This is a genomic window from uncultured Nostoc sp. (assembly GCF_964247315.1).
GTDB lineage: Bacteria > Cyanobacteriota > Cyanobacteriia > Cyanobacteriales > Nostocaceae > Nostoc.
The window spans coordinates 54221-73133 of record NZ_CAXTTT010000003.1 but is presented as its reverse complement, the minus strand read 5'-3'; the positions used below and the strand labels follow the sequence as shown (position 1 = coordinate 73133).

Annotated in this window: 22 protein-coding genes and 1 pseudogene; 6 read left to right on the top strand and 17 right to left on the bottom strand. The window is 40.4% G+C overall.

Going from position 1 to position 18913, the window contains the following annotated elements; translation table 11 throughout:
- The first annotated feature begins 82 nt into the window (after positions 1–82).
- Positions 83–688 carry a sulfite oxidase-like oxidoreductase gene (locus ACFE93_RS01930; RefSeq protein ID WP_375471809.1) on the top strand — a complete coding sequence of 202 codons (606 nt, stop codon included), beginning with the start codon at positions 83–85 and terminating at the stop codon, positions 686–688.
- A 63-nt stretch (positions 689–751) separates the two neighbouring features.
- Here the strand turns inward: ACFE93_RS01930 and ACFE93_RS01925 are convergent, their stop codons facing one another.
- From ACFE93_RS01925 to ACFE93_RS01915, 3 genes are all read right to left on the bottom strand, one after another.
- A complete protein-coding gene (locus ACFE93_RS01925) occupies positions 752–2134 on the bottom strand; it encodes an aldehyde dehydrogenase (protein ID WP_375471767.1) in 1383 nt (460 codons plus the stop codon).
- A gap of 195 nt (positions 2135–2329) precedes the next feature.
- Entirely contained in the window at positions 2330–3475 is a 1146-nt protein-coding gene (locus ACFE93_RS01920) for a response regulator (protein ID WP_375471766.1), read from the bottom strand.
- A 383-nt stretch (positions 3476–3858) separates the two neighbouring features.
- Positions 3859–4089: a hypothetical protein gene (locus ACFE93_RS01915; protein WP_375471765.1), complete on the bottom strand. Its 231-nt coding sequence runs from the start codon at positions 4087–4089 to the stop codon at positions 3859–3861.
- 173 nt (positions 4090–4262) lie between these two features.
- Here ACFE93_RS01915 and ACFE93_RS01910 point away from each other — a divergent pair, with 173 nt between their 5' ends.
- Positions 4263–6599 carry an NACHT domain-containing protein gene (locus ACFE93_RS01910; protein WP_375471764.1) on the top strand — a complete coding sequence of 779 codons (2337 nt, stop codon included), beginning with the start codon at positions 4263–4265 and terminating at the stop codon, positions 6597–6599.
- 157 nt (positions 6600–6756) lie between these two features.
- Here ACFE93_RS01910 and ACFE93_RS01905 read toward each other — a convergent pair whose 3' ends face one another.
- The 8 genes from ACFE93_RS01905 to ACFE93_RS01870 all read right to left on the bottom strand — a co-directional run bounded on the left by ACFE93_RS01905 (position 6757) and on the right by ACFE93_RS01870 (position 12450).
- The gene (locus ACFE93_RS01905) at positions 6757–7131 is read right to left on the bottom strand and encodes a type II toxin-antitoxin system VapC family toxin (RefSeq protein WP_375471763.1); all 375 of its coding nucleotides are present in this window, start codon (positions 7129–7131) and stop codon (positions 6757–6759) included.
- A complete protein-coding gene (locus ACFE93_RS01900) occupies positions 7122–7313 on the bottom strand; it encodes a hypothetical protein (RefSeq protein ID WP_375471762.1) in 192 nt (63 codons plus the stop codon). The genes ACFE93_RS01905 and ACFE93_RS01900 overlap by 10 nt, the downstream gene beginning before the upstream one ends.
- A gap of 137 nt (positions 7314–7450) precedes the next feature.
- Positions 7451–9166, bottom strand: a complete 1716-nt coding sequence (gene ureC / locus ACFE93_RS01895) for an urease subunit alpha (RefSeq protein WP_375471761.1) — start codon at positions 9164–9166, stop codon at positions 7451–7453.
- A gap of 61 nt (positions 9167–9227) precedes the next feature.
- Positions 9228–9533: an urease subunit beta gene (locus ACFE93_RS01890; protein WP_292862504.1), complete on the bottom strand. Its 306-nt coding sequence runs from the start codon at positions 9531–9533 to the stop codon at positions 9228–9230.
- Positions 9534–9631: 98 nt separating this feature from the next.
- Complete coding sequence (locus tag ACFE93_RS01885) at positions 9632–10306, bottom strand: hypothetical protein (protein ID WP_292862506.1); 675 nt, start codon at positions 10304–10306, stop codon at positions 9632–9634.
- Positions 10307–10428: 122 nt separating this feature from the next.
- Positions 10429–10731 carry an urease subunit gamma gene (ureA, locus tag ACFE93_RS01880; RefSeq protein ID WP_292862508.1) on the bottom strand — a complete coding sequence of 101 codons (303 nt, stop codon included), beginning with the start codon at positions 10729–10731 and terminating at the stop codon, positions 10429–10431.
- A gap of 25 nt (positions 10732–10756) precedes the next feature.
- Positions 10757–11596, bottom strand: a complete 840-nt coding sequence (locus ACFE93_RS01875) for an urease accessory protein UreD (protein ID WP_375471760.1) — start codon at positions 11594–11596, stop codon at positions 10757–10759.
- Between the two features lie 74 nt (positions 11597–11670).
- Positions 11671–12450, bottom strand: coding sequence for a class I SAM-dependent methyltransferase (locus ACFE93_RS01870; protein WP_292862514.1), 780 nt, complete (start codon positions 12448–12450; stop codon positions 11671–11673).
- 99 nt (positions 12451–12549) lie between these two features.
- On the opposite strand from ACFE93_RS01870, the gene ACFE93_RS01865 reads away from it, so the two are divergent.
- On the top strand, positions 12550–13404 hold the full coding sequence (locus ACFE93_RS01865) for a ParA family protein (RefSeq protein WP_375471759.1): 855 nt from the start codon (positions 12550–12552) through the stop codon (positions 13402–13404).
- Between the two features lie 106 nt (positions 13405–13510).
- Here the strand turns inward: ACFE93_RS01865 and ACFE93_RS01860 are convergent.
- From ACFE93_RS01860 to groES, 4 genes and pseudogenes are all read right to left on the bottom strand, one after another.
- Positions 13511–13984 (bottom strand): annotated as a pseudogene (locus ACFE93_RS01860) (DUF4351 domain-containing protein); the annotation flags it as partial.
- 117 nt (positions 13985–14101) lie between these two features.
- The gene (locus ACFE93_RS01855; protein ID WP_375471758.1) at positions 14102–14416 is read right to left on the bottom strand and encodes a hypothetical protein; all 315 of its coding nucleotides are present in this window, start codon (positions 14414–14416) and stop codon (positions 14102–14104) included.
- 201 nt (positions 14417–14617) lie between these two features.
- Positions 14618–16252: a chaperonin GroEL gene (gene groL / locus ACFE93_RS01850; protein ID WP_375471757.1), complete on the bottom strand. Its 1635-nt coding sequence runs from the start codon at positions 16250–16252 to the stop codon at positions 14618–14620.
- 127 nt (positions 16253–16379) lie between these two features.
- Positions 16380–16691: a co-chaperone GroES gene (gene groES / locus ACFE93_RS01845; RefSeq protein ID WP_100898362.1), complete on the bottom strand. Its 312-nt coding sequence runs from the start codon at positions 16689–16691 to the stop codon at positions 16380–16382.
- Positions 16692–16982: 291 nt separating this feature from the next.
- Here groES and ACFE93_RS01840 point away from each other — a divergent pair, with 291 nt between their 5' ends.
- The 3 genes from ACFE93_RS01840 (at position 16983) to ACFE93_RS01830 (ending at position 18461) form a co-directional block, all read left to right on the top strand.
- Positions 16983–17177, top strand: coding sequence for a hypothetical protein (locus tag ACFE93_RS01840; RefSeq protein WP_375471756.1), 195 nt, complete (start codon positions 16983–16985; stop codon positions 17175–17177).
- A 2-nt stretch (positions 17178–17179) separates the two neighbouring features.
- Positions 17180–17455, top strand: coding sequence for a ferredoxin (locus tag ACFE93_RS01835; protein WP_375471755.1), 276 nt, complete (start codon positions 17180–17182; stop codon positions 17453–17455).
- Positions 17456–17783: 328 nt separating this feature from the next.
- Complete coding sequence (locus ACFE93_RS01830) at positions 17784–18461, top strand: response regulator transcription factor (RefSeq protein WP_012407592.1); 678 nt, start codon at positions 17784–17786, stop codon at positions 18459–18461.
- 57 nt (positions 18462–18518) lie between these two features.
- On the opposite strand, the gene ACFE93_RS01825 is transcribed toward ACFE93_RS01830, so the two are convergent.
- Both ACFE93_RS01825 and ACFE93_RS01820 read right to left on the bottom strand, forming a co-directional pair.
- Positions 18519–18650: a hypothetical protein gene (locus ACFE93_RS01825; RefSeq protein ID WP_375471754.1), complete on the bottom strand. Its 132-nt coding sequence runs from the start codon at positions 18648–18650 to the stop codon at positions 18519–18521.
- A gap of 42 nt (positions 18651–18692) precedes the next feature.
- Positions 18693–18827, bottom strand: a complete 135-nt coding sequence (locus tag ACFE93_RS01820; RefSeq protein ID WP_375471753.1) for a hypothetical protein — start codon at positions 18825–18827, stop codon at positions 18693–18695.
- Between the last annotated feature and the right edge of the window lie 86 nt (positions 18828–18913).

Below are 18913 nucleotides of genomic sequence, written 5' to 3'. Positions count from 1 at the left end.
AAAGAGTAAAACATCTGATACTGTTGGCAACTCAGCAAAAAAAGCTTATAAACATCTTGAGAAAACTTATTTTTCTCTAACTATGCTAGGAAAATTTTTTCAGAAACCAGGCAAAGAAGAAAGCGATCGCGTCCCTCCTGGTCAACATTTAGCTAAAGGTTTCCCAGTATTAACTTACGGTGAAACTCCCCAAGTCAGCACTGAGGAATGGGAGTTTCGAGTTTGGGGTTTAGCAAAATCTGCTACCTTTAGTTGGTCAGATTTTATGGCGCTACCTCAACACGAATTCACAGCTGACTTCCACTGTGTAACGCGCTGGTCTAAACTTGATGTCAAATGGACTGGTATTAAAGTTACAGATTTTATGGGTCTGATTAAATTAGACCCGAAAGTAGCCCACATTATGGAACACTGCTATGGCGGCTACACTACCAATATTTCTGTAGAAGATTTTCTGCGCGAAGAAAACTTCTTTGCTTTTAAAGTCTTTGGTGAAGACCTTCCATCTGAACACGGTGGGCCGATGCGTCTAGTTGTACCCCACCTCTACGCTTGGAAAAGTGCTAAGTGGATTAATGGTTTGGAATTTTTAGCTGCTGAAGAACTTGGTTTTTGGGAACGCAATGGCTACCATCGCCGTGGTGAACCTTGGGCTGAAGAGCGTTACAGCAAAGCTTTTGGGTTTTAATAATTAATAGTTAAGAGTTAGGAGTAGAGACGCGATTAATCGCGTCTCTACTCCTAACTTTTTTTAACCCAGAAGTTTCTTTATGAATGGCAATTTGCCCTGATATGGAGCGTATCGCCATTTTAAATCGAGCCAGAAGGAGTTTTGCAATACACTTTTCTTATGGGAAAAGGTGTCAAAGCTAGCTTTACCGTGATAGTTACCGATACCGCTATCTCCCACTCCACCAAATGGTAAAGACGAGACACCAACCTGCATAACTGTGTCGTTAATACAGACTCCACCAGAGGAAGTTTCCTGCAAAACTTGCTTTTGCAGGTTTTTGTCTTGAGAAAATAAGTACAACGCCAAGGGTTTGGGTCTAGAGTTAATCAAAGCGATCGCTTCTGCAATGTCAGTATATTCAATCATGGGTAAAATGGGCCCAAAGATTTCTTCCTGCATTACAGAATCTTCTAATGAGACATTATCAATCAGTGTTGGGGCGATATAACGCTCTGAAGGTTGATTTTCTCCACCGATGATAACTTCACCGTCCTTGAGAAAACTCACCAATCTATCAAAGTGTTTTTGACTGATAATCCGGGCATAATCAGGACTGTTTACAGGATTCTCACCATAAAATTCTTCTAAAGATTTTTCCAGACCATCTATTAAATCTTTCTTGACTGTTTTATTAACTAAAAGATAGTCGGGGGCGATACAAGTTTGTCCAGCATTAATAAATTTGCCCCAAGTAATTCGTCTGACAGTGTGTTCAAGATTAATGTCAGTATCTACAATGCAAGGACTTTTGCCACCCAATTCTAAAGTCACGGGTGTGAGATATTTTGCTGCTGCTGCCATGATGATTTTGCCGACGGCTGTACCACCAGTAAAAAAGATATGGTCAAACTTTTCTGCTAGTAGTTTTTGACTTGCTTCCACGCCTCCTTCAATCACTGCAAGATAAGCAGGGTCAAAATTTTTGGCAATAATTTTAGCAATGACATCAGACGTATGAGAAGCAATTTCTGAAGGTTTGATAATTGCACAATTACCGGCTGCGATCGCACCTATTAACGGTGAGATAATTAACTGAAATGGATAGTTCCAAGGCCCAATAATTAAGACAACCCCTAACGGTTCTGGATAAATTTTCGCTGAGTAGGAAAAGAAATCCCAGGAAACCGCTGCTTTTTGGGGTTTAGTCCAGTTTTGAAGATGTTTGATGGCGTAATCAATATCCTTAATTACGCTGATTTCTGTAAGGTAAGTTTCTACTTCTGGTTTATGTAAATCCGCTTGTAATGCCTCGACTATTGACTGTTCATGCTCAATGATTGCTTGCTTAAGATTTTTCAGTTGTTCAATACGAAAAGTTACATCTTTAGTTTTGCCCGTTTGAAAAAACTCTCGCTGAGTCTGGATAATATTGCCAATGTTAGATAATTCAGTGGTAATCATTGTTTTGTCCTATCAAAAAGTATTTATTTAATATTAATGCTGTTATCTCAGCATATTTGATTCGTCAATTCTTAGCGTTTGATTTTCCAATTGAATTTTTTAGCTTAAATTATCGGTAGATAGTAGTAAGGTTATAAATTATGAATTACCAGGATAAAAAACTCTACAATTCCTAATTTATAATTAATAATTTCCTCATGTTTTAGTGGGTAGAAGCACAATAAATACACTACCTTTGCCCAACTCAGAATTAAGCAGAATAATGCCTTGATGTGCTTCGACAATTCGACGAGCAAGATACAGTCCTAAGCCACTACCAGAACTCTTATGACTGCCTTGGCGAAATCGTTCAAAGATGGTGGCTTGTTCTTCAGGGGGAATACCTAGACCAGTATCCGCTATCTCAATTCTAATGTACTCAACGGAATTGGATTTTTCAGAGAACTGAGATTGATTACTTTTGTCGAACTGGCGTTGAGAAGTAAAACGAATAGTAATAGACCCAGCTTCGGTAAATTTGATCGCATTTCCGATGAGGTTGGTAAATAGACGATGCAGTTCCAAGCGATCGCCCATCACTGTGTTTATGATTGACTCTTCAGTAACGTCCAAATTTAGGGACAGTGTTTTATCTTGAGCTAAGGGTGACAATTCTCCAGTCACTTCATCTAGCAACTGACCCAGATTAACTGGTTGAAACGCTAAACTTTTGCGACCCGCTTCAAAACGGTAAACTTCCAATAAAGTATTCACCATAGAAAGCAGGTTGATATTGCTACGGGCCATGATGGCGATTACTTCCTGCATTTGCGTTGATAATGTTCCCAATGCACCTTGCTGAAATAGCATCAACATCCGATCGGCGGCTACCAAGGGAGTGCGTAAATCGTGGGTGAGGCGGGAGACAAAATCTTCTCGCTGACGGGCAATTTCATCACGTTCATCCATACTATGCTTCAAACGTAAGAGCGATCGCACTCGTGCCAGCAATTCATCTACTGTTACAGGTTTGCGGATAAAATCATCAGCACCCAAGTCTAATCCGTGGGCGACGTTGGGCGCATCGTGGGCAGTGATCAGCAATATAGGGATGTATTGCGGCAATTTCATTTCACCACGAATGTGCTTGGTGACTTCGTACCCATCCATACCTGGCATCATCAGATCCAGCAGAACCAAGTCACAAGGAGAAGCTTTCAATTCTGCCAAGGCTGAAATCCCATTTTCTGCGGTGCTAATGGTGTAACCTTCTTCCTCCAAAATAGTTTTGATCAAAAACACGTTATCAGGAGAGTCATCGACAACCAGAATTTTGTCAGAGCGAGAAGATTGTGAAGTCATATAGATGCAAGGTATGGGGTAAAAGTAAATTTTTGTAAGACTAGCTGTATTTGTAACAATTTGTCTGCCAAGTTTTTTAGTAAGCCTCCCTACCTAAGAAGTATTTTTTACTATTAAATTATGGCTGGTAAAATTTTAGCTTTGGATACAGCAAATGGTGGAATGACTTATATAGTCTTTGATGTATCGGTTTTCGTAGGGAACTAGAGATATAATTGCGTAGGCGATCGCTCAAGAGTTAAGTGTGCCTTCTGAGTTACTTAGGACAACATACTTCTTATGGTAGAGCGAACTTTCCCGTATTTAGGATAAACCCTGTTCAGCATTCTGCACAATTTGTTTTCAAAATTAGAGCATAGAGGAAACCGTTGCCTCCTTCACAACTAGCTACTTGTGTCTGAATTGTTCTCTTTTGCTAGCTCCGGCAGAGATTTTAGAGATGTTTTAAGCAAAATCCAATCCAGATAGAGTACAAAAATCTGCATTTTCAGAAAATGGTTAAGGCGTTGGAAGCTTTTATCCGTCAACAGCCATGCCCAGATTTTTTCCAGTAGTAGCTTTAGGATGACTTCAATAGACTTGTTGATAACTAGGGGGATTAGTGTTTCTAGCATTGCGTTGCGATCGCCTCAGTTGCTTGAGTGAGTTCAATGTCGCAATTTTCTTTTGTGGTTATTTATTTGACTTGTAGTGACTTAGATTGACTTGTCTTGACATATCTTGACTAGCCGCCAATCTCTTGAAACGCAAGCTAGACTGAACTTTAAGGCGATTTCACATTAGGTATATGTCGTTACCAACAGACTTCCTGACACAACTAGAGCAATACAGCGAATTGTCAAATCGAGAAAAGGCAGTCTTTTTGGAAATCTTTGGTAATGGCAAGAGTCGAGTTCAAGCTACACAAACGTTCAACATCTCTAATAGCAATCTCAGCAGTTGTCTAACGGGGATTTACAAGAAGTTTTGTATTAGTGGTAATGGGCCTGTGAAAGAAACCCGCTTGCGGGAATATCTCGAAAAGCGATATATACAGCAGAAACCTTCGGATAACTCAACTGCCGATATTGCAGAGGATGACGTTGATGCCCTAGTTCAAGAAATCCGCGAGAAGGTGAAACTCAGCGTCAAAGAAAAGTGTGGAACTATGCGGGTGCTGGATATGCCCCAGCCAATTGAATTAACTGGAGAGCGAGGCATCTATACCAACGTCAACATTCTGGAGAAAATCACAGGACGCAGGCGACTGGATATCCCTGAACTGTTGCAAAACTGCGATCCAGAACATTTTGATCACTTTGGACTCAGCCGAGTAACTGAGAAGCGAATATCAGGATTGGAAGTGGTGCAACGCTACAGTAAGCTAATGGTTTTAGGAAAACCTGGAGCAGGTAAGACCACATTTTTGAAGTATTTGGCGATGCAGTGTATTGAGGGGCAGTATTTGACAAACCGAGTTCCCTTATTTATCTCCCTCAAGGACTTTGCAGAAGCGCCTAAACAGCCAGATGTATTGAAATATATTGCTCAACAATTATCAAGTTGTGGAGTGAATAATGCCAACCTTAGAGCAGATCAACTATTGAAAGAAGGTAAGACATTAGTATTACTAGATGGGTTGGATGAAGTTCGTGAAGAGGATACGAAGCGTGTCTTACGGCAAATTCTGAATCTTTCTGAGCAGTTTCATACTAATCAGTTCATGATTACCTGTCGAATTGCTGCCAAAGAATACACCTTTGAACGATTCACTGAGGTGGAAATGGCGGATTTTGACCAAGAGCAAATTGCCATTTTTGCCGAAAACTGGTTTCGGTTAAGTGACCCAATGAAAAGCCAACGCTTCATCCAAAAACTTAAGGAGAACAAGCCAGTTCTTGAACTTGCAACCAATCCATTGCTGTTGACCCTGCTGTGTCTGGTATTTGGGGAAAGCGCAGATTTTCCAGCAAATCGCTCAGAACTTTATAAAGAAGGGCTGGATGTCTTGCTAAAAAAATGGGATGCCAAACGTAATATTGAGCGGGATCAAATTTATAAAAACTTGTCATTACAGCGTAAGGAAGACTTGCTGAGTCAAATTGCCCTAACTACTTTTGAGCAGAAGAATTATTTCTTCAAGCAAAAAATAGTTGAGGCACACATTGCTGACTTTATCAGCAACTTACGCGATGCTGACCTAGATCCTGAAGTTTTAAGATTGGATAGCGAAGCTGGCTTGAAGTCAATAGAAGCTCAACATGGATTATTGGTAGAAAGAGCAAAGGGAATCTATTCTTTTTCACACTTGACGTTTCAGGAGTATTTTGCCGCTAGAGAGATTGTTGCTAATTCTGCTTGGGAAAACTTAGTAGAACATATTACGGAGAGCCGCTGGCGGGAGGTCTTTTTGCTCACGGTGGGCATGATGCGGAAGGCGGATGATTTGCTGCGATTGATGAAGCAAAAGATTGACGCAATAGTAGAGGCTGATGAGAAATTACAACAATTTTTGTGGAGAGTGCATCAAAAATCTTTGTCAGTGAAATCTACTCATAAACCAGCAGCAGTAAGGGCTTTCTACTTTGAACATGCTCTTTTCTTTAGCTACTCTGTATTGGATTCTTTGGAATATGCTTTCGCCTGTCACCTTGGATTCAACTTTCGTGAACTTGGTTTGAAGGAGCCAGAGCTTGACTTTGACTATGATGTTGATTTGGAGCCAGAGCTTGAGTTTGACTATGTATTTACCGATATTCTTTATTTTGACGATGCTGCTCAAGATGAATTATTTGCTTACGCTCTTGCTCTTCCAGTTAATATAGAACCTAAATTCCGGCAATCACTTCAAAATCTTAAAGAGCAAATCCCTTACTTAGAGAGACAAGAAAAATGGAAGCAGGGCCAAGTAAACAAACTTAAAGTATGGGAGAATAACTTGAGGAGTTTGTTTATGAAGTATCGAAACATATTTTATGAAGATGAATTTAGCGATAAACAATATGAACTAATATGGGATTACTACAATGCAAATGAATTACTACTAGACTGCATAAATAGTGATTGTTACATAAGCCGTGAAGCCAGGCGACAAATTGAGGAGACTTTGCTTTTGCCAATGAATAAATTAAAAAATAAAAATTAGCGATTTAGGACAATGAGGAGATTCTCTTGTCACTATAAGTAGATGTGTAATCAAGATGGATAAGGCGTATAACATCTACTTAAAACAAGCACTAATACGCACTCTCAACCCATAACAAGCGATCGCATCCTCAAGCTCAAGCAAGCGGTCGCACCCATTACACAATTTGCACTGACTGAGTATTAATTTCTGTTAAATTAACCAATCTTACATCATTTGTAAACAATGTTGCATTTAGAGATTTTGCAGTTGCTGCAATTATTGCGTCAGGAAGCCTGAGTTTGTATTGTTTGCGAAATGCAATTGTTAAATTTTTAATATTACTATCAATACCAATGATTGTAATTTTATTTAAAAAATCAATAATTTGTATTTCTTCTTCTAAACTGAGACTCGGATAAGAGAGCAATTCAATCTCAGTAATCACTGAAATAAAATATTGTCCTGATAGTAGTGGATTTACCAAGCGACCACCCAAAAAATACAAGACTACATTTGTATCTAAAAAAATTAAAGGTTGTGTTAACTCCACTCATCCCTAATTTGCTGCTGATATTCCAAAGGGTCTTGAGTTAGTTGAATTACACCAGCATAGTGGTTTAAATTAAACTCTTGTTTTTGTTGTGATTGATGAGCTTCTAATATCTTCTCAATTTGCTGCCAGTCCTGATAATCAATCAACACTGCTACCGGACACATCGCTTCATCAGTCACAATTTTTTTCTTAAAAGGTAGCATGATTTTCTACATCAGATGCAACGTTTAACTATTTGATCGTAACTCTAAAACAAAAAATTTATCAGGGCAATATTACTCTCATCCTTAAAAGCGAGAAGTTGCTCGGTCATGAATTAGAACAAAAAGTACCTCTGTGCCATTGGCAAAACTGTCGCAGGTTCACAAATTAGCAACTCACCATCGGCCCTGACTTGGTATGTTTCTGGATCAACTTCAATGTAGGGTAGTGCATCATTCAGCTTCATATCTCGCTTACTCAATTGGCGTGTTCCAGAAACTGCAACTGCTGCCTTTTGTAAACCTAGCTGGTTGGGAATTTCTTTCTCTAAAGCTGCTTGGGAAACAAAAGTTAATGATGTAGCATGACGTGCCCCTGCAAAACTACCAAACATCGGTCGCATATACACTGGTTGCGGTGTGGGAATACTGGCGTTAGCATCGCCCATTTGCGACCATGCAATCATTCCGCCTTTAATCACTATCTCTGGCTTCACGCCAAAAAATGCAGGACGCCACAAACATAAATCTGCTAATTTTCCCTCTTCCACTGAACCCACATATTCAGCAATTCCATGAGCGATCGCTGGGTTAATCGTATACTTAGCAACATATCTTTTTGCACGAAAGTTATCTGCTTTTTGCTCTGTTCCTTGTGGGCTAAGAGTTCCCCGTTGCACCTTCATTTTGTGAGATGTCTGCCAAGTACGAATTATCACTTCGCCTACTCGTCCCATTGCCTGGGAATCGGAAGAAATCATGCTAAATGCGCCTAAGTCGTGCAAAATGTCTTCAGCAGCAATGGTTTCCCGGCGGATGCGAGACTCCGCAAAGGCAACATCTTCGGCGATCGCTGGGTCGAGGTGATGGCATACCATCAACATATCCAGGTGTTCGTCTAAGGTGTTGAGAGTATAAGGACGTGTGGGGTTAGTGGAAGATGGCAGAACATTGGCTTGGCTGCAAACTTTGATAATATCTGGTGCGTGTCCTCCGCCTGCACCTTCAGTATGGTAGGTGTGAATAGTACGATTCTTGAAAGCAGCGATCGTATCTTCAACAAATCCGGCTTCATTCAGGGTATCAGTATGAATCGCTACTTGGACGTCATATTCATCGGCAACACTGAGGCAAGTATCAATTGCTGCGGGTGTGGTTCCCCAGTCTTCATGGAGTTTTAACCCCATTGCACCGGCGGCTACTTGTTCTACAAGTCCTTGGGGTTGACTGGCGTTACCTTTACCCAAAAATCCTAAGTTGACAGGAAAAGCATCAGCAGCTTGCAGCATTCGGTAAATATTCCAAGGGCCGGGAGTGCAGGTAGTGGCGTTTGTACCCGTAGCTGGGCCAGTACCGCCGCCGATCATAGTGGTAATACCGGAAGCGATCGCCACTTCAATTTGTTGGGGACAAATAAAATGGATATGGGCATCGATACCACCAGCAGTGAGAATCATGCCTTCCCCTGCTAAGGCTTCGGTTCCCGGCCCAATAATAATATCTACATTATTTTGAATATAAGGATTTCCAGCTTTACCAATTTTGAAAATCTTGCCATCTTTAATCCCGATATCTGCTTTGACAATACCCCACCAATCAAGGATTAAAGCATTAGTAATTACTAAATCTACAGCGCCATCAGCATTAGAAATGGGGGATTGTCCCATTCCATCTCGAATAACTTTACCGCCGCCAAATTTCACTTCATCGCCGTAGGTAGTGAAATCTTGTTCAACTTCAATAAATAATTCTGTGTCTGCAAGTCGGATGCGATCGCCTACTGTTGGGCCGTAGGTTTCGGCGTAGGCGCGGCGATCCATTCTGTAAGGCATATAAAATCCTTTTTTAAACGCAAAGGGACGCAGAGGTTAGCGCAGAGTTATGCGGAGGTTTTTAGAGGTTTCCGTTAATTTGGGCGTTGAAGCCGTAGACTTGGCGAATACCAGCGAGGGGGACTAATGTTATTTCTTTTTCGTCGCCTGGTTCAAAGCGGACTGCGGTTCCTGCGGGGATATCCAGGCGCATTCCTCGCGCTTGTTCTCTGTCAAAGTTTAAAGCGGTGTTGACTTCATAAAAGTGATAGTGGGAACCTACTTGTATGGGGCGATCGCCTGTATTTGACACTTGCAATTTTACAGTTGGACGACCAACATTTAGTTCAATTTCACCTGCTGGTGTAATGATTTCTCCTGGTATCATGTTCAATCCAATATTTCATTTAAGTAAGACTTATGCACACTCTATGAATTCTTGATGTTCTTCTCTTCGAGACGCTCCGCGTTGGCGGTTCAATAAATTCATGTTTTTGAATATTTTTGTGTAAGTTTAACAGTATTCTTGCGTAAGTCATGATTAACTTTTAAAAAGCTTGCTTGTTGACGTTTAAGGTTTTTAAAAGTTTTAAGAATATCATCTTCAAATTGGAATGGAAAGTCAAATTTTGATTTCCATAAATATTCAATTTGCTGTTCTTGCCACCGCAGATGTTCCATTTTCCAAGAATTATGATAATCCAAAAATTTTAGATAACTTTCTGGTAGTATTTCGCCTTCGATTAAGTGTGTCTTTGTCATCAAAAGCTCTTTAATTTTTTCATGGCGGGGAAAAGCATCTTTTTCTATCCAAAAAATCCATAATTTAATTTCTGCTTCGTTTTTGAAGGGGAAAATTGTATAACCATTTTTTTCTCCTACTTGAATAGATTCTAAGATACGTTTTTGACCACGCATTTCTCTTAACTTTTCTGCTAAATCTGTATAGGTACGTCTACCTTCCCAGATCAGAAAAGCAAGCGGACCATATAATTCTTCTAGCTGCTGCTCAGTATATTTTAACGATGCAGTTGTCTGCTGATTTTCTCTGTCTCTGTTCCCAGACATAATGTGATTAACTATTCCGGCTACAACGGCAAAGGCAGTAGTTATGGCAGTGGTTATAATAGTTGCTGTAAAGCCAGTGTTTCCTGTATTCATTACCTTTATGCTTGATGATAGTCAAGCAGTACACTTCTGACAATGTGTTAAATTATATACTTGAAATTAATCAATGTCTATAAAAGACTTTCGTCTTAAAAGTAACACAGCATGAAGTAAATTTAATGAATTGGATTATGTACTGTCACTAACTTTGTACCATCAGGAAAAGTTGCTTCAACTTGCACTTCATGCACCATTTCTGGTATCCCTTCCATGACATCATCCCGCGTTAAGAGAGTTGTGCCATAACTCATCAATTCAGCTACAGTTTGCCCATCTCTTGCACCTTCTAAAATGGCAGCAGAAATATAAGCGATCGCTTCAGGATAATTCAGTTTCAAACCCCTTCCTTTACGTCTTTCTGCTAATAAAGCAGCTGTAAAAATCAATAGCTTATCTTTTTCCTGCGGCGTAAGTTGCATTCGTACTTCCTCCTCTGTGGTTCGTTCAAACCTGCCACACTCTTGGTATACAATTACCACGATTCAAAAAAGAAACTCGCAGCAACTGCCAAACATCAATAAACCAGTTTCTCACCTCAGATGTAGAAACACCGCGATATCGACACAATAATGCATGTTGTAATCTGGTAACACCTGCTTCTCCTTCTCCATGCCATAAATTTCGCGTTTTTTCGACAATTTCTGTGGAAACTGCACCACCAACCCAAACTAGACTACCTACGATTGGTTTTCCTGCCAAGCCGTGGGGACTGTGAAAAGTTTCTTCGCTACCCCGTAACCATTGCCGATCGATCCATAAGGGAATACCTTGTTGCCAAATTTCGGTGTGCGATCGCCATTCCCCTTGTAAGAATTTTTCTCCTCTAGCACTGCGACCAAATCGGGTAATTTCCCAGCCTAACCAACTGGCCTCGGTTGCTAATTCTATCCGTAAATCTTGCCGATAAATCGCGTCGTTAAATAAAATTGTCTCTTGCGGCAACCACTCTAAACAAGCACCAGCATCAACTTGCATTTGGATAGTTTGTCTAGCTTGTAAGCCATTGCTGCGGTATATCTTGCTTGCAGCAGCTGTAGTGATTAAGGCTTGGGCTTGGGGTTGGAGGTGGATGTTGGAGGATAAGCGATCGCCTCCCACCATTCCCCCGGCTGTATGTAAAATTACGCTATGACAAACTTTTTCCCCTTCTGGGTAAAATGGGCGTTGTACCTTCAGGGGCGCTTGTTGGTGATTGTAAATTAATTGGGTTTTACCCTGGCGATCGGCATAGACTAAATTAAGTTTGCCATGCCAACCTTCTGATATTTGCGGATTGTAGATCATTTATAAATTGAAGATTAAAGTTCAGAGACCTTATATTTATTTAATGCATTCTCTGCTACTTTACTTGCAATTTATCATTGTTTTTGACCAAGGTGTACGCTAGTGCGATAGACCATATAGACAAAACCGTTTTCATCACGAAAGCGCTGATATAATTCTTGAAAATTATCAATAAGCTGTTCGTATGCCCAACCTTCACGAGGGAGGTAAGAAACACTCATTGCTCGTCCAATAAGTCCAGTTAAATCTAACTGTTGCCTATAAGTAAAATTATATTCACGGATATTAAGAAAATGGGGAGTTACTAATAGTGGCTCTACCGATTGCATTCGAGATTCTGCTGGGTGATTATTAGATGCTTCGCGGACTATTCGGCTATATTCTGTAGTTAAAGCATCTTCTCGATCGCGATTATTCCACACCACAGCCAAACGTGCTGATGGTTTTAAAATGCGGTGAAATTCCAATAAAGTTGATTCGGGATTGAACCAGTGGAAAGCTTGAAAACAAGTAACTAAATCAACTAAATTATCAGGTAGTTGGGTAAATTCGGCTGTTCCATTACGAAACTCTATCAAAGGATATGGTTGGGCAGCTTCTCGCATTGCTGCATTCGGTTCTATAGCGATGACATTAACTCCGCGTTCAGCTAACAATCTTGAAGCAATTCCTGTACCTGCACCAATATCTGCTGCTACGAGTTGTGAATTTTCATCTAATCCTTCCAAGATAATATCAATTGCATCTGCGGGGTAACTTGGTCGATATTTTACATAATCCTCTGCTCTGTCAGAAAATCGGTTGAGTGGGTTTAAGGTATGTAAAGGGATTGTTCCAGAATTCATTTCGCTCATAGGTTTTTATGTAGAAGTAGAAATTAATCTGTTAGTTGGCAATATTTTCAGGGAAACATAGAGATGTAGCTCATGAAATGAGTCAATCTACCAGAAATTATGACAGCTAAAGTGATAAGCATTTGCAACCTTAAGGGTGGAGTTGGCAAAACTACCATCGTCATGGCATTAGCAGAATATTTAGCAGGAGATACTATGTATGGTAAACGAGTGCTAGTTATTGATCTTGATCCTCAGTGTAATTTAACGAATATTTTAATGTCAGAAGATATGTGGTTTAGCCAATTTGAAAGGAATAAGTTGACTTTACCTTATTTATTTAAACAACCTAAAGATTTTCTGGATCATCTTAAAAACGAAGACTTTATAGCTAAACGAGATATTTCTAATATAAAAGCTAAATTCCAATCTTTACACCTTATACCTAGTAGCCCTATACTATTTGAAATTCAAGAAGAATTACCTGAAGGATTTTATTATAATCTAGGATTAAAACCGATTGATTTACTTAAAGAAGTGATAAACAGTTTATCCAAAAAATACGATTATGTTTTGATTGATTGCCCACCAACAATTAACAAAACAATTAAAAGTGCATTTTTAGCAAGTAATTTTTGTATTTTGCCTTGCACACCTAACCGTATGTCAATTGGTGGATTAAGATTAATCCTAAGACATATTAAAAAGTTGAATAATGAAAATGGGCATAACTTAAAATCTTTAGGAACTTTAATCTCTAGATTTAATATATCTAGAGCTAATGAAAATCAATTAGTTGAGTTGATTATGACTAGCTCTGAGTTTCCATCAATATTTAGAACTAAAATTGCTGAAAGAGCACAATTAGCCAAAAATTTAGATTTTCAAGAGAAGTTGACATATAAGCAAAAATATGGTGATTTGTATGACTCTTTAAAAGATTTCGCTCAAGAAGTGATTCAGAGAGTTAAGTAAATAAATGGATATATCACAAATTACAAACTTATTAAGGGCGATTGCAGAAGTTGTAGAATCTGATCCAAAACTTACTAAGATTGTAAAAAAATGTCTAACTAACAGTTTAAACGCTCAAAAAAGTAAAGATATAGATCATTTTTATTAATTCCTCTACTGCTCTAACCAAGCAACCAACCAAATCAGCCACTTCGGAAAAATCAAGTAACTCTTCGCCTAAATTTTCTAACTGTTCAGCAGATAAATTCTGAACCTGCTCAAATAATGATGCATCAATATCACCAAAACGCCGTCTAAGCTGACGACTAATCAATTTAAACGCTTCTTTTTAAACGATATCTTGATAAATTACAGACTCTTTCATAATATCCTCACGTAAAAATTGACGAACCAAACCCTTGTCAAACCGCAAACCTGCCAGAATTTCTACACAATCCGCGATATTTTGTCGCTCCTCCCTATCTGGAATTGTAGCGACTTGTTCAGCCACTTGTGTCAGTAAAGTTTGCGGCGAGTCAGTTCGAGTCAAACTTGCTAAAGGTAACAGTGAAGGATTAACTAAAAATAGTGTTGAATCTTGCTACTATAAACGAACTACGCAAAGGAAATTACTTGAGTTTAGAAAAATTATAAAAAGCAGCTAATATTTGAGAAAAACAGCTACTTTTACAGAGCAAAAACAGTAATAAATAAGCTGTTAAAACTTAGTAAAATTGTATAAAAATAAGGTGTCAACATCCAAAAATCTTACCCAATGGTGGATAGAGTAGTTTAACAATCGTATTGTTCTTTCCACTTCGGGATGTATATAGGGACTTATTGATAATTGTTGTCTAAATTTACTTGTAATAGATGTTAATTCCCAAGCATCACTATATCTCAAATACCCAAGCTGATCTCGTATATACGAACTTAGGCTTTTATCATTATCAACTGCATCACTAAAATCTTCTAGTCTTTGCTCGATATTTTTCCTAGCATAACTTGCTTGTGTTTCTAAAATGTAATTCATGGTGAATGTCATTAAATATTCATATTATAACTGTTATTTTTATACTGTTTATTCATTAGCAGAATATTTGTACTACTTTTTTTGCGCCCTTTGTGTCCTAGCCTCCGGCAACAGCTTCACCAAAGGCAAGGTGATTCAAACAAAAAAACAGCCGCCTCCACCAGGAAGCAGCTGTTTTTACAAATAACGAACTACAAAGTATTAGTAATCGAAGTCTCCGCCACCAGCGCCAGCGCCAGCAGGAGCGCTATCTTTAGGCTCAGGCTTGTCAACTATAATACATTCGGTTGTCAACACCATACCAGCGATGGAAGCAGCGTTTTGCAGAGCAGAACGAGTCACCTTAGCAGGGTCAACAATACCGGCGGCTAACAAATCGACGAATTCGTTTGTTGCAGCGTTGTAGCCAACACTAAATTCTTTCTCTTTCACGCGTTCAGCGATCACTGCACCATTCTGACCAGCGTTTTCAGCAATCCGCTTTAGAGGTGCGGGTAAGGCGCGAACCACAATCAAAGCACCAATCAACTCTTCATCTTTAAGATTGCTCTTCGCCCAAGTTTCCAAGTCGGGAGCAAGGTGAGCCAGAGTTGTACCACCGCCAGGAACGATGCCTTCTTCCACAGCAGCTTTGGTGGCGTTGATAGCGTCTTCTAGGCGCAACTTCTTGTCTTTCATTTCGGTTTCGGTCGCTGCACCTACTTTCACTACAGCGACACCACCAGAGAGTTTAGCAAGACGCTCTTGCAGTTTCTCTTTGTCGTAAGAAGATTCGGTTTCATCGATTTGACGACGAATCTGTTCGACACGAGCCTTAACAGCCGCTTCGTTACCCTCAGCAACAATTGTGGTGCTGTCCTTGGTGATGGTGATCCGACGAGCTTTACCCAGGCTATCCAGCTTGGTGTTATCTAGCTTCAAACCAGCATCTTCGGTAACTAGTTGACCACCAGTTAAAACAGCGATGTCTTCTAGTAGTGCTTTGCGGCGATCGCCAAAGCCAGGAGCCTTAACAGCAGCCACGTTGAGTACACCGCGCAGACGGTTTACTACTAAGGTTGCTAAAGCTTCTTTCTCGATATCTTCGGCGATAATCACCAAAGGACGACCAGCACGAGCTACTTGCTCTAACACTGGTACAAGGTCTTGTACTAAAGCAATTTTCTTATCGGTCAGCAGTAGGAAAGGTTCATCAAAAACTGCTTCCATCCGTTCAGCATCGGTAGCGAAATAAGGAGAGATGTAGCCTTTGTCAAAGCGCATCCCTTCAGTGATTTCCAACTCGGTGAACATAGATTTCCCTTCTTCTAGGGAAATTACGCCTTCTTTGCCCACCTTGTCCATTGCTTGGGCAATCATCTGACCAACTTCTTCGTCATTACCAGCTGAGATTGCACCAACTTGGGCAATGGCTTTGGAATCTTCCACTGGACGGGCGTGTTCAGCAATTTTTTCTACGAGGAAGCCAGTAGCTTTGTCAATACCGCGCTTCAGCGAAATTGCGTTAGCACCAGCTGCAACGTTTCGCAAGCCTTCTTTAACGATCGCATGAGCTAAAACGGTAGCGGTGGTAGTACCATCGCCCGCAGCATCATTGGTCTTAGAAGCAGCTTGACGAATCAGAGCTACACCAGTGTTTTCAATGTGGTCTTCTAATTCGATTTCTTTGGCGATCGTTACACCGTCATTAACAATTTGCGGTGCGCCAAATTTCTTTTCTAGGACTACGTTACGACCTTTGGGGCCAAGGGTAACAGCTACAGCCTCAGCCAGGATGTCAATGCCTCGTTCTAAGGCGCGACGGGCGTTTTCGTTGTAGATAATGCGCTTTGCCATAGGTGTCTAAATTCCGGGAGTAAGTCAATTTTTTTTGAATTGGGCATTGGGCATGGGGCATGGGGCATGGGGTATTGTCTTTATCTTTGACATTCCCTGTTTCCTGTTCCCTATTCCCTTTTCCCCACTAGATAACAACTGCTAAAATATCTTTTTCAGAAAGCAGTACATATTCTTCAGTGCCGAGCTTGATGTCAGTGCCAGCGTACTTAGAGTACAGCACTTTATCGCCGACTTTAATTTCCAATTCCTGACGGTTTCCATCGTCATTACGCTTGCCAGGGCCAAGGGCAACTACTTCCCCTACTTGGGGCTTTTCCTTGGCGGTATCGGGCAAATACAGACCACCTGCGGTCTTTTCCTCAGAGGCGTTCACTTTTACGAAAACGCGATCGCCTAAAGGTTTAACTGTAGAAACGCTTAGAGATAAAGCTGCCATAATTATTTTCTCCAGTTTAGCACTCTCAACTCCTGAGTGCTAATTTACCGAAAAGTAGGGTCCAATGGCAAGAATCTCTTGAGTACGGGTTCCCGAACTAGAGGGTCATATATCTACTTAAGTATAAATGCTTAATTATTTATACCTTGCGGGTTTTGTTCTGTAAGTTACGAAGAGAGTAGAAAGTGGGGAGTTAAGAGTTAGAGAATTCTTCCCCATTCCCTACTCCCCAGTCAACTTTATTTGCAAAGCTTGCAAATTGTTATAGAACTGTAATCAGGGAGCCGCTCGATGAGTAACAATACAGTGACAGCGATCCAGTCCAGGCATCAAATTCCCAAAAACACTAAGTCTTGGGAACATAAGACCCTAAGTAATTGTGTAGAAAATTTAGGACTTATAAAAATTCAGGGACACATTTTTATTTGCGCTGACCAGACAATTGCCGCTCAAAACGAGCTAGTCTGGAATTCTGGGATTACTTAAAAATGCGACTTCAAGAGTTAAAGCTTGAGAAGCCGCAACAGAGTTATCCCATTCCCGTCTATCAAACTAAAGCCAACTGCTTGCGTGTTTGTTGTTCTAGACCCATAATGGTGGTTTACCCTGATGGTGTCTGGTATAGCCAAGCAAACCCGGAAGTTACCCTGCGGATTATCCGAGAACGCTTAATAGGCATAATGGCGGTTGAAGAATATGCGTTTTCAACCAATCTTTTGCCAGAAACTTCCCTAGTTTTTTGTGAACACCTCATAGAGGTTTAACAATAAAAGGATATGGTATAGCAGTAAGCTTTAAGAAAGTGCGGGTTGGTTTTGAGGTAGGGTCATCTTTAAGCCAATACTTACTTGTAAGTCCGAAAGATTATTATTTAATCAGTGTTTTTTACCCCGCCCCTTTCAAAGCGATATATAATAGCGCATTATAGATACTACTGCTATACGTATCCTTGCTGGACTTTTGCTATCGAGCTACTAGTCTATTGAAAGTGCTCGGCATTTTTGAGACTTCGAGACAGCAAAGGCAAGTTAAGTAGGAAAAAGGACAACATCTCGAATAACCCACCATAGAGGATAAATATTCAAGACTTTGATGGACCGAAGCGCGACAAGTGCCACTGCTATGAAAGAACCCAGCATGAAAGATCACAAACGACTTCTATTGATTGATGATGACCCTAACCTCATCTTGCTGGTGAAGGATTACTTAGAATTCCGGGGATATGAAGTCATCACCGCTGAGAATGGACGTGAAGCTCTGGAAATTTTAGAGCAAGATGTTCCAGACATGATCATCTGCGATGTGATGATGCCGGAAATGGACGGATATACTTTTGTGGAACAAGTCCGGCAAAACGAACGCACCAGCTGGATTCCGGTTCTTTTCCTTTCAGCTAAGGGACAAAGTGCAGACCGAGTTAAAGGTCTGAACAAAGGTGCTGATGTTTATATGGTCAAGCCCTTTGAACCAGAAGAACTCGTAGCGCAAGTTGAATCCTCGCTGAAACAAACTATCCGTTGGAAAGAACACCAAGCAAAAGGAGGCGAAAACGGTTCCCGTATCCAGGTTCCCTTCGATGTGCAATTAACCCCAACCGAACTGAAAGTAGTCCAGTTTGTTGCTAGGGGTTTAGCTAACCGGGAAATTGCTGAAGAACTAAATGTTAGTCAGCGCACGGTTGAAAGCCATGTGTCCAATATGTTGGGTAAAACCAATCTCCACAACCGCACTGAACTAGCGCGGTGGGCGATTGAAAATCAAATGGCTTAAATATCAGTAACGAGTACTGAGTGCTGAGTGCTGAGTGTTTTTGACTCAGCACTCAATTTACCAACCATCTTCTTCAGGGCTGGATTGGTGCAAAAGTTCTAAATCCAGTTCATCTAAGTAAGTCAAGGCACTTTCAATCTGGGAAACAGTGCCCCGTAGTTCCAGATCGAAGCAGCTATATTGTGGCACGTTTGCGCTTACCTAAGTATCAGCAATAATGACTGTGATACCCTAGTGAGAAACCAGTCGTGAAATGACTGGTTCCTCATGCAAGTCTTTAGGAATGCAAACCTGGATGCGAGTTTGGGTGCGTCTATTATCTAAAATATTAGTATTAGATTTTACTTGTTTATTTGGAATTGCCATTCTAGCTTCCTACTCGATTTCTGGGATGAGGGTTTTACTTTGCACAATTCTTTTAACACTAGTGTCACTTATCTCACGCAGGCAGG

Bases quoted from the DNA above. Each gene is read 5' to 3' on its own strand.
- ACFE93_RS01930 (WP_375471809.1), top strand. From the start codon at position 83: ATGCTAGGAAAATTTTTTCAGAAACCAGGCAAAGAAGAAAGCGATCGC.
- ACFE93_RS01925 (WP_375471767.1), bottom strand. From the start codon at position 2,134: ATGATTACCACTGAATTATCTAACATTGGCAATATTATCCAGACTCAG.
- ACFE93_RS01920 (WP_375471766.1), bottom strand. From the start codon at position 3,475: ATGACTTCACAATCTTCTCGCTCTGACAAAATTCTGGTTGTCGATGAC.
- ACFE93_RS01915 (WP_375471765.1), bottom strand. From the start codon at position 4,089: ATGCTAGAAACACTAATCCCCCTAGTTATCAACAAGTCTATTGAAGTC.
- ACFE93_RS01910 (WP_375471764.1), top strand. From the start codon at position 4,263: ATGTCGTTACCAACAGACTTCCTGACACAACTAGAGCAATACAGCGAA.
- ureC (WP_375471761.1), bottom strand. From the start codon at position 9,166: ATGCCTTACAGAATGGATCGCCGCGCCTACGCCGAAACCTACGGCCCA.
- ACFE93_RS01890 (WP_292862504.1), bottom strand. From the start codon at position 9,533: ATGATACCAGGAGAAATCATTACACCAGCAGGTGAAATTGAACTAAAT.
- ACFE93_RS01885 (WP_292862506.1), bottom strand. From the start codon at position 10,306: ATGAATACAGGAAACACTGGCTTTACAGCAACTATTATAACCACTGCC.
- ureA (WP_292862508.1), bottom strand. From the start codon at position 10,731: ATGCAACTTACGCCGCAGGAAAAAGATAAGCTATTGATTTTTACAGCT.
- ACFE93_RS01875 (WP_375471760.1), bottom strand. From the start codon at position 11,596: ATGATCTACAATCCGCAAATATCAGAAGGTTGGCATGGCAAACTTAAT.
- ACFE93_RS01870 (WP_292862514.1), bottom strand. From the start codon at position 12,450: ATGAGCGAAATGAATTCTGGAACAATCCCTTTACATACCTTAAACCCA.
- ACFE93_RS01865 (WP_375471759.1), top strand. From the start codon at position 12,550: ATGACAGCTAAAGTGATAAGCATTTGCAACCTTAAGGGTGGAGTTGGC.
- ACFE93_RS01855 (WP_375471758.1), bottom strand. From the start codon at position 14,416: ATGAATTACATTTTAGAAACACAAGCAAGTTATGCTAGGAAAAATATC.
- groL (WP_375471757.1), bottom strand. From the start codon at position 16,252: ATGGCAAAGCGCATTATCTACAACGAAAACGCCCGTCGCGCCTTAGAA.
- groES (WP_100898362.1), bottom strand. From the start codon at position 16,691: ATGGCAGCTTTATCTCTAAGCGTTTCTACAGTTAAACCTTTAGGCGAT.
- ACFE93_RS01840 (WP_375471756.1), top strand. From the start codon at position 16,983: ATGAGTAACAATACAGTGACAGCGATCCAGTCCAGGCATCAAATTCCC.
- ACFE93_RS01835 (WP_375471755.1), top strand. From the start codon at position 17,180: ATGCGACTTCAAGAGTTAAAGCTTGAGAAGCCGCAACAGAGTTATCCC.
- ACFE93_RS01830 (WP_012407592.1), top strand. From the start codon at position 17,784: ATGGACCGAAGCGCGACAAGTGCCACTGCTATGAAAGAACCCAGCATG.
- ACFE93_RS01820 (WP_375471753.1), bottom strand. From the start codon at position 18,827: ATGGCAATTCCAAATAAACAAGTAAAATCTAATACTAATATTTTAGAT.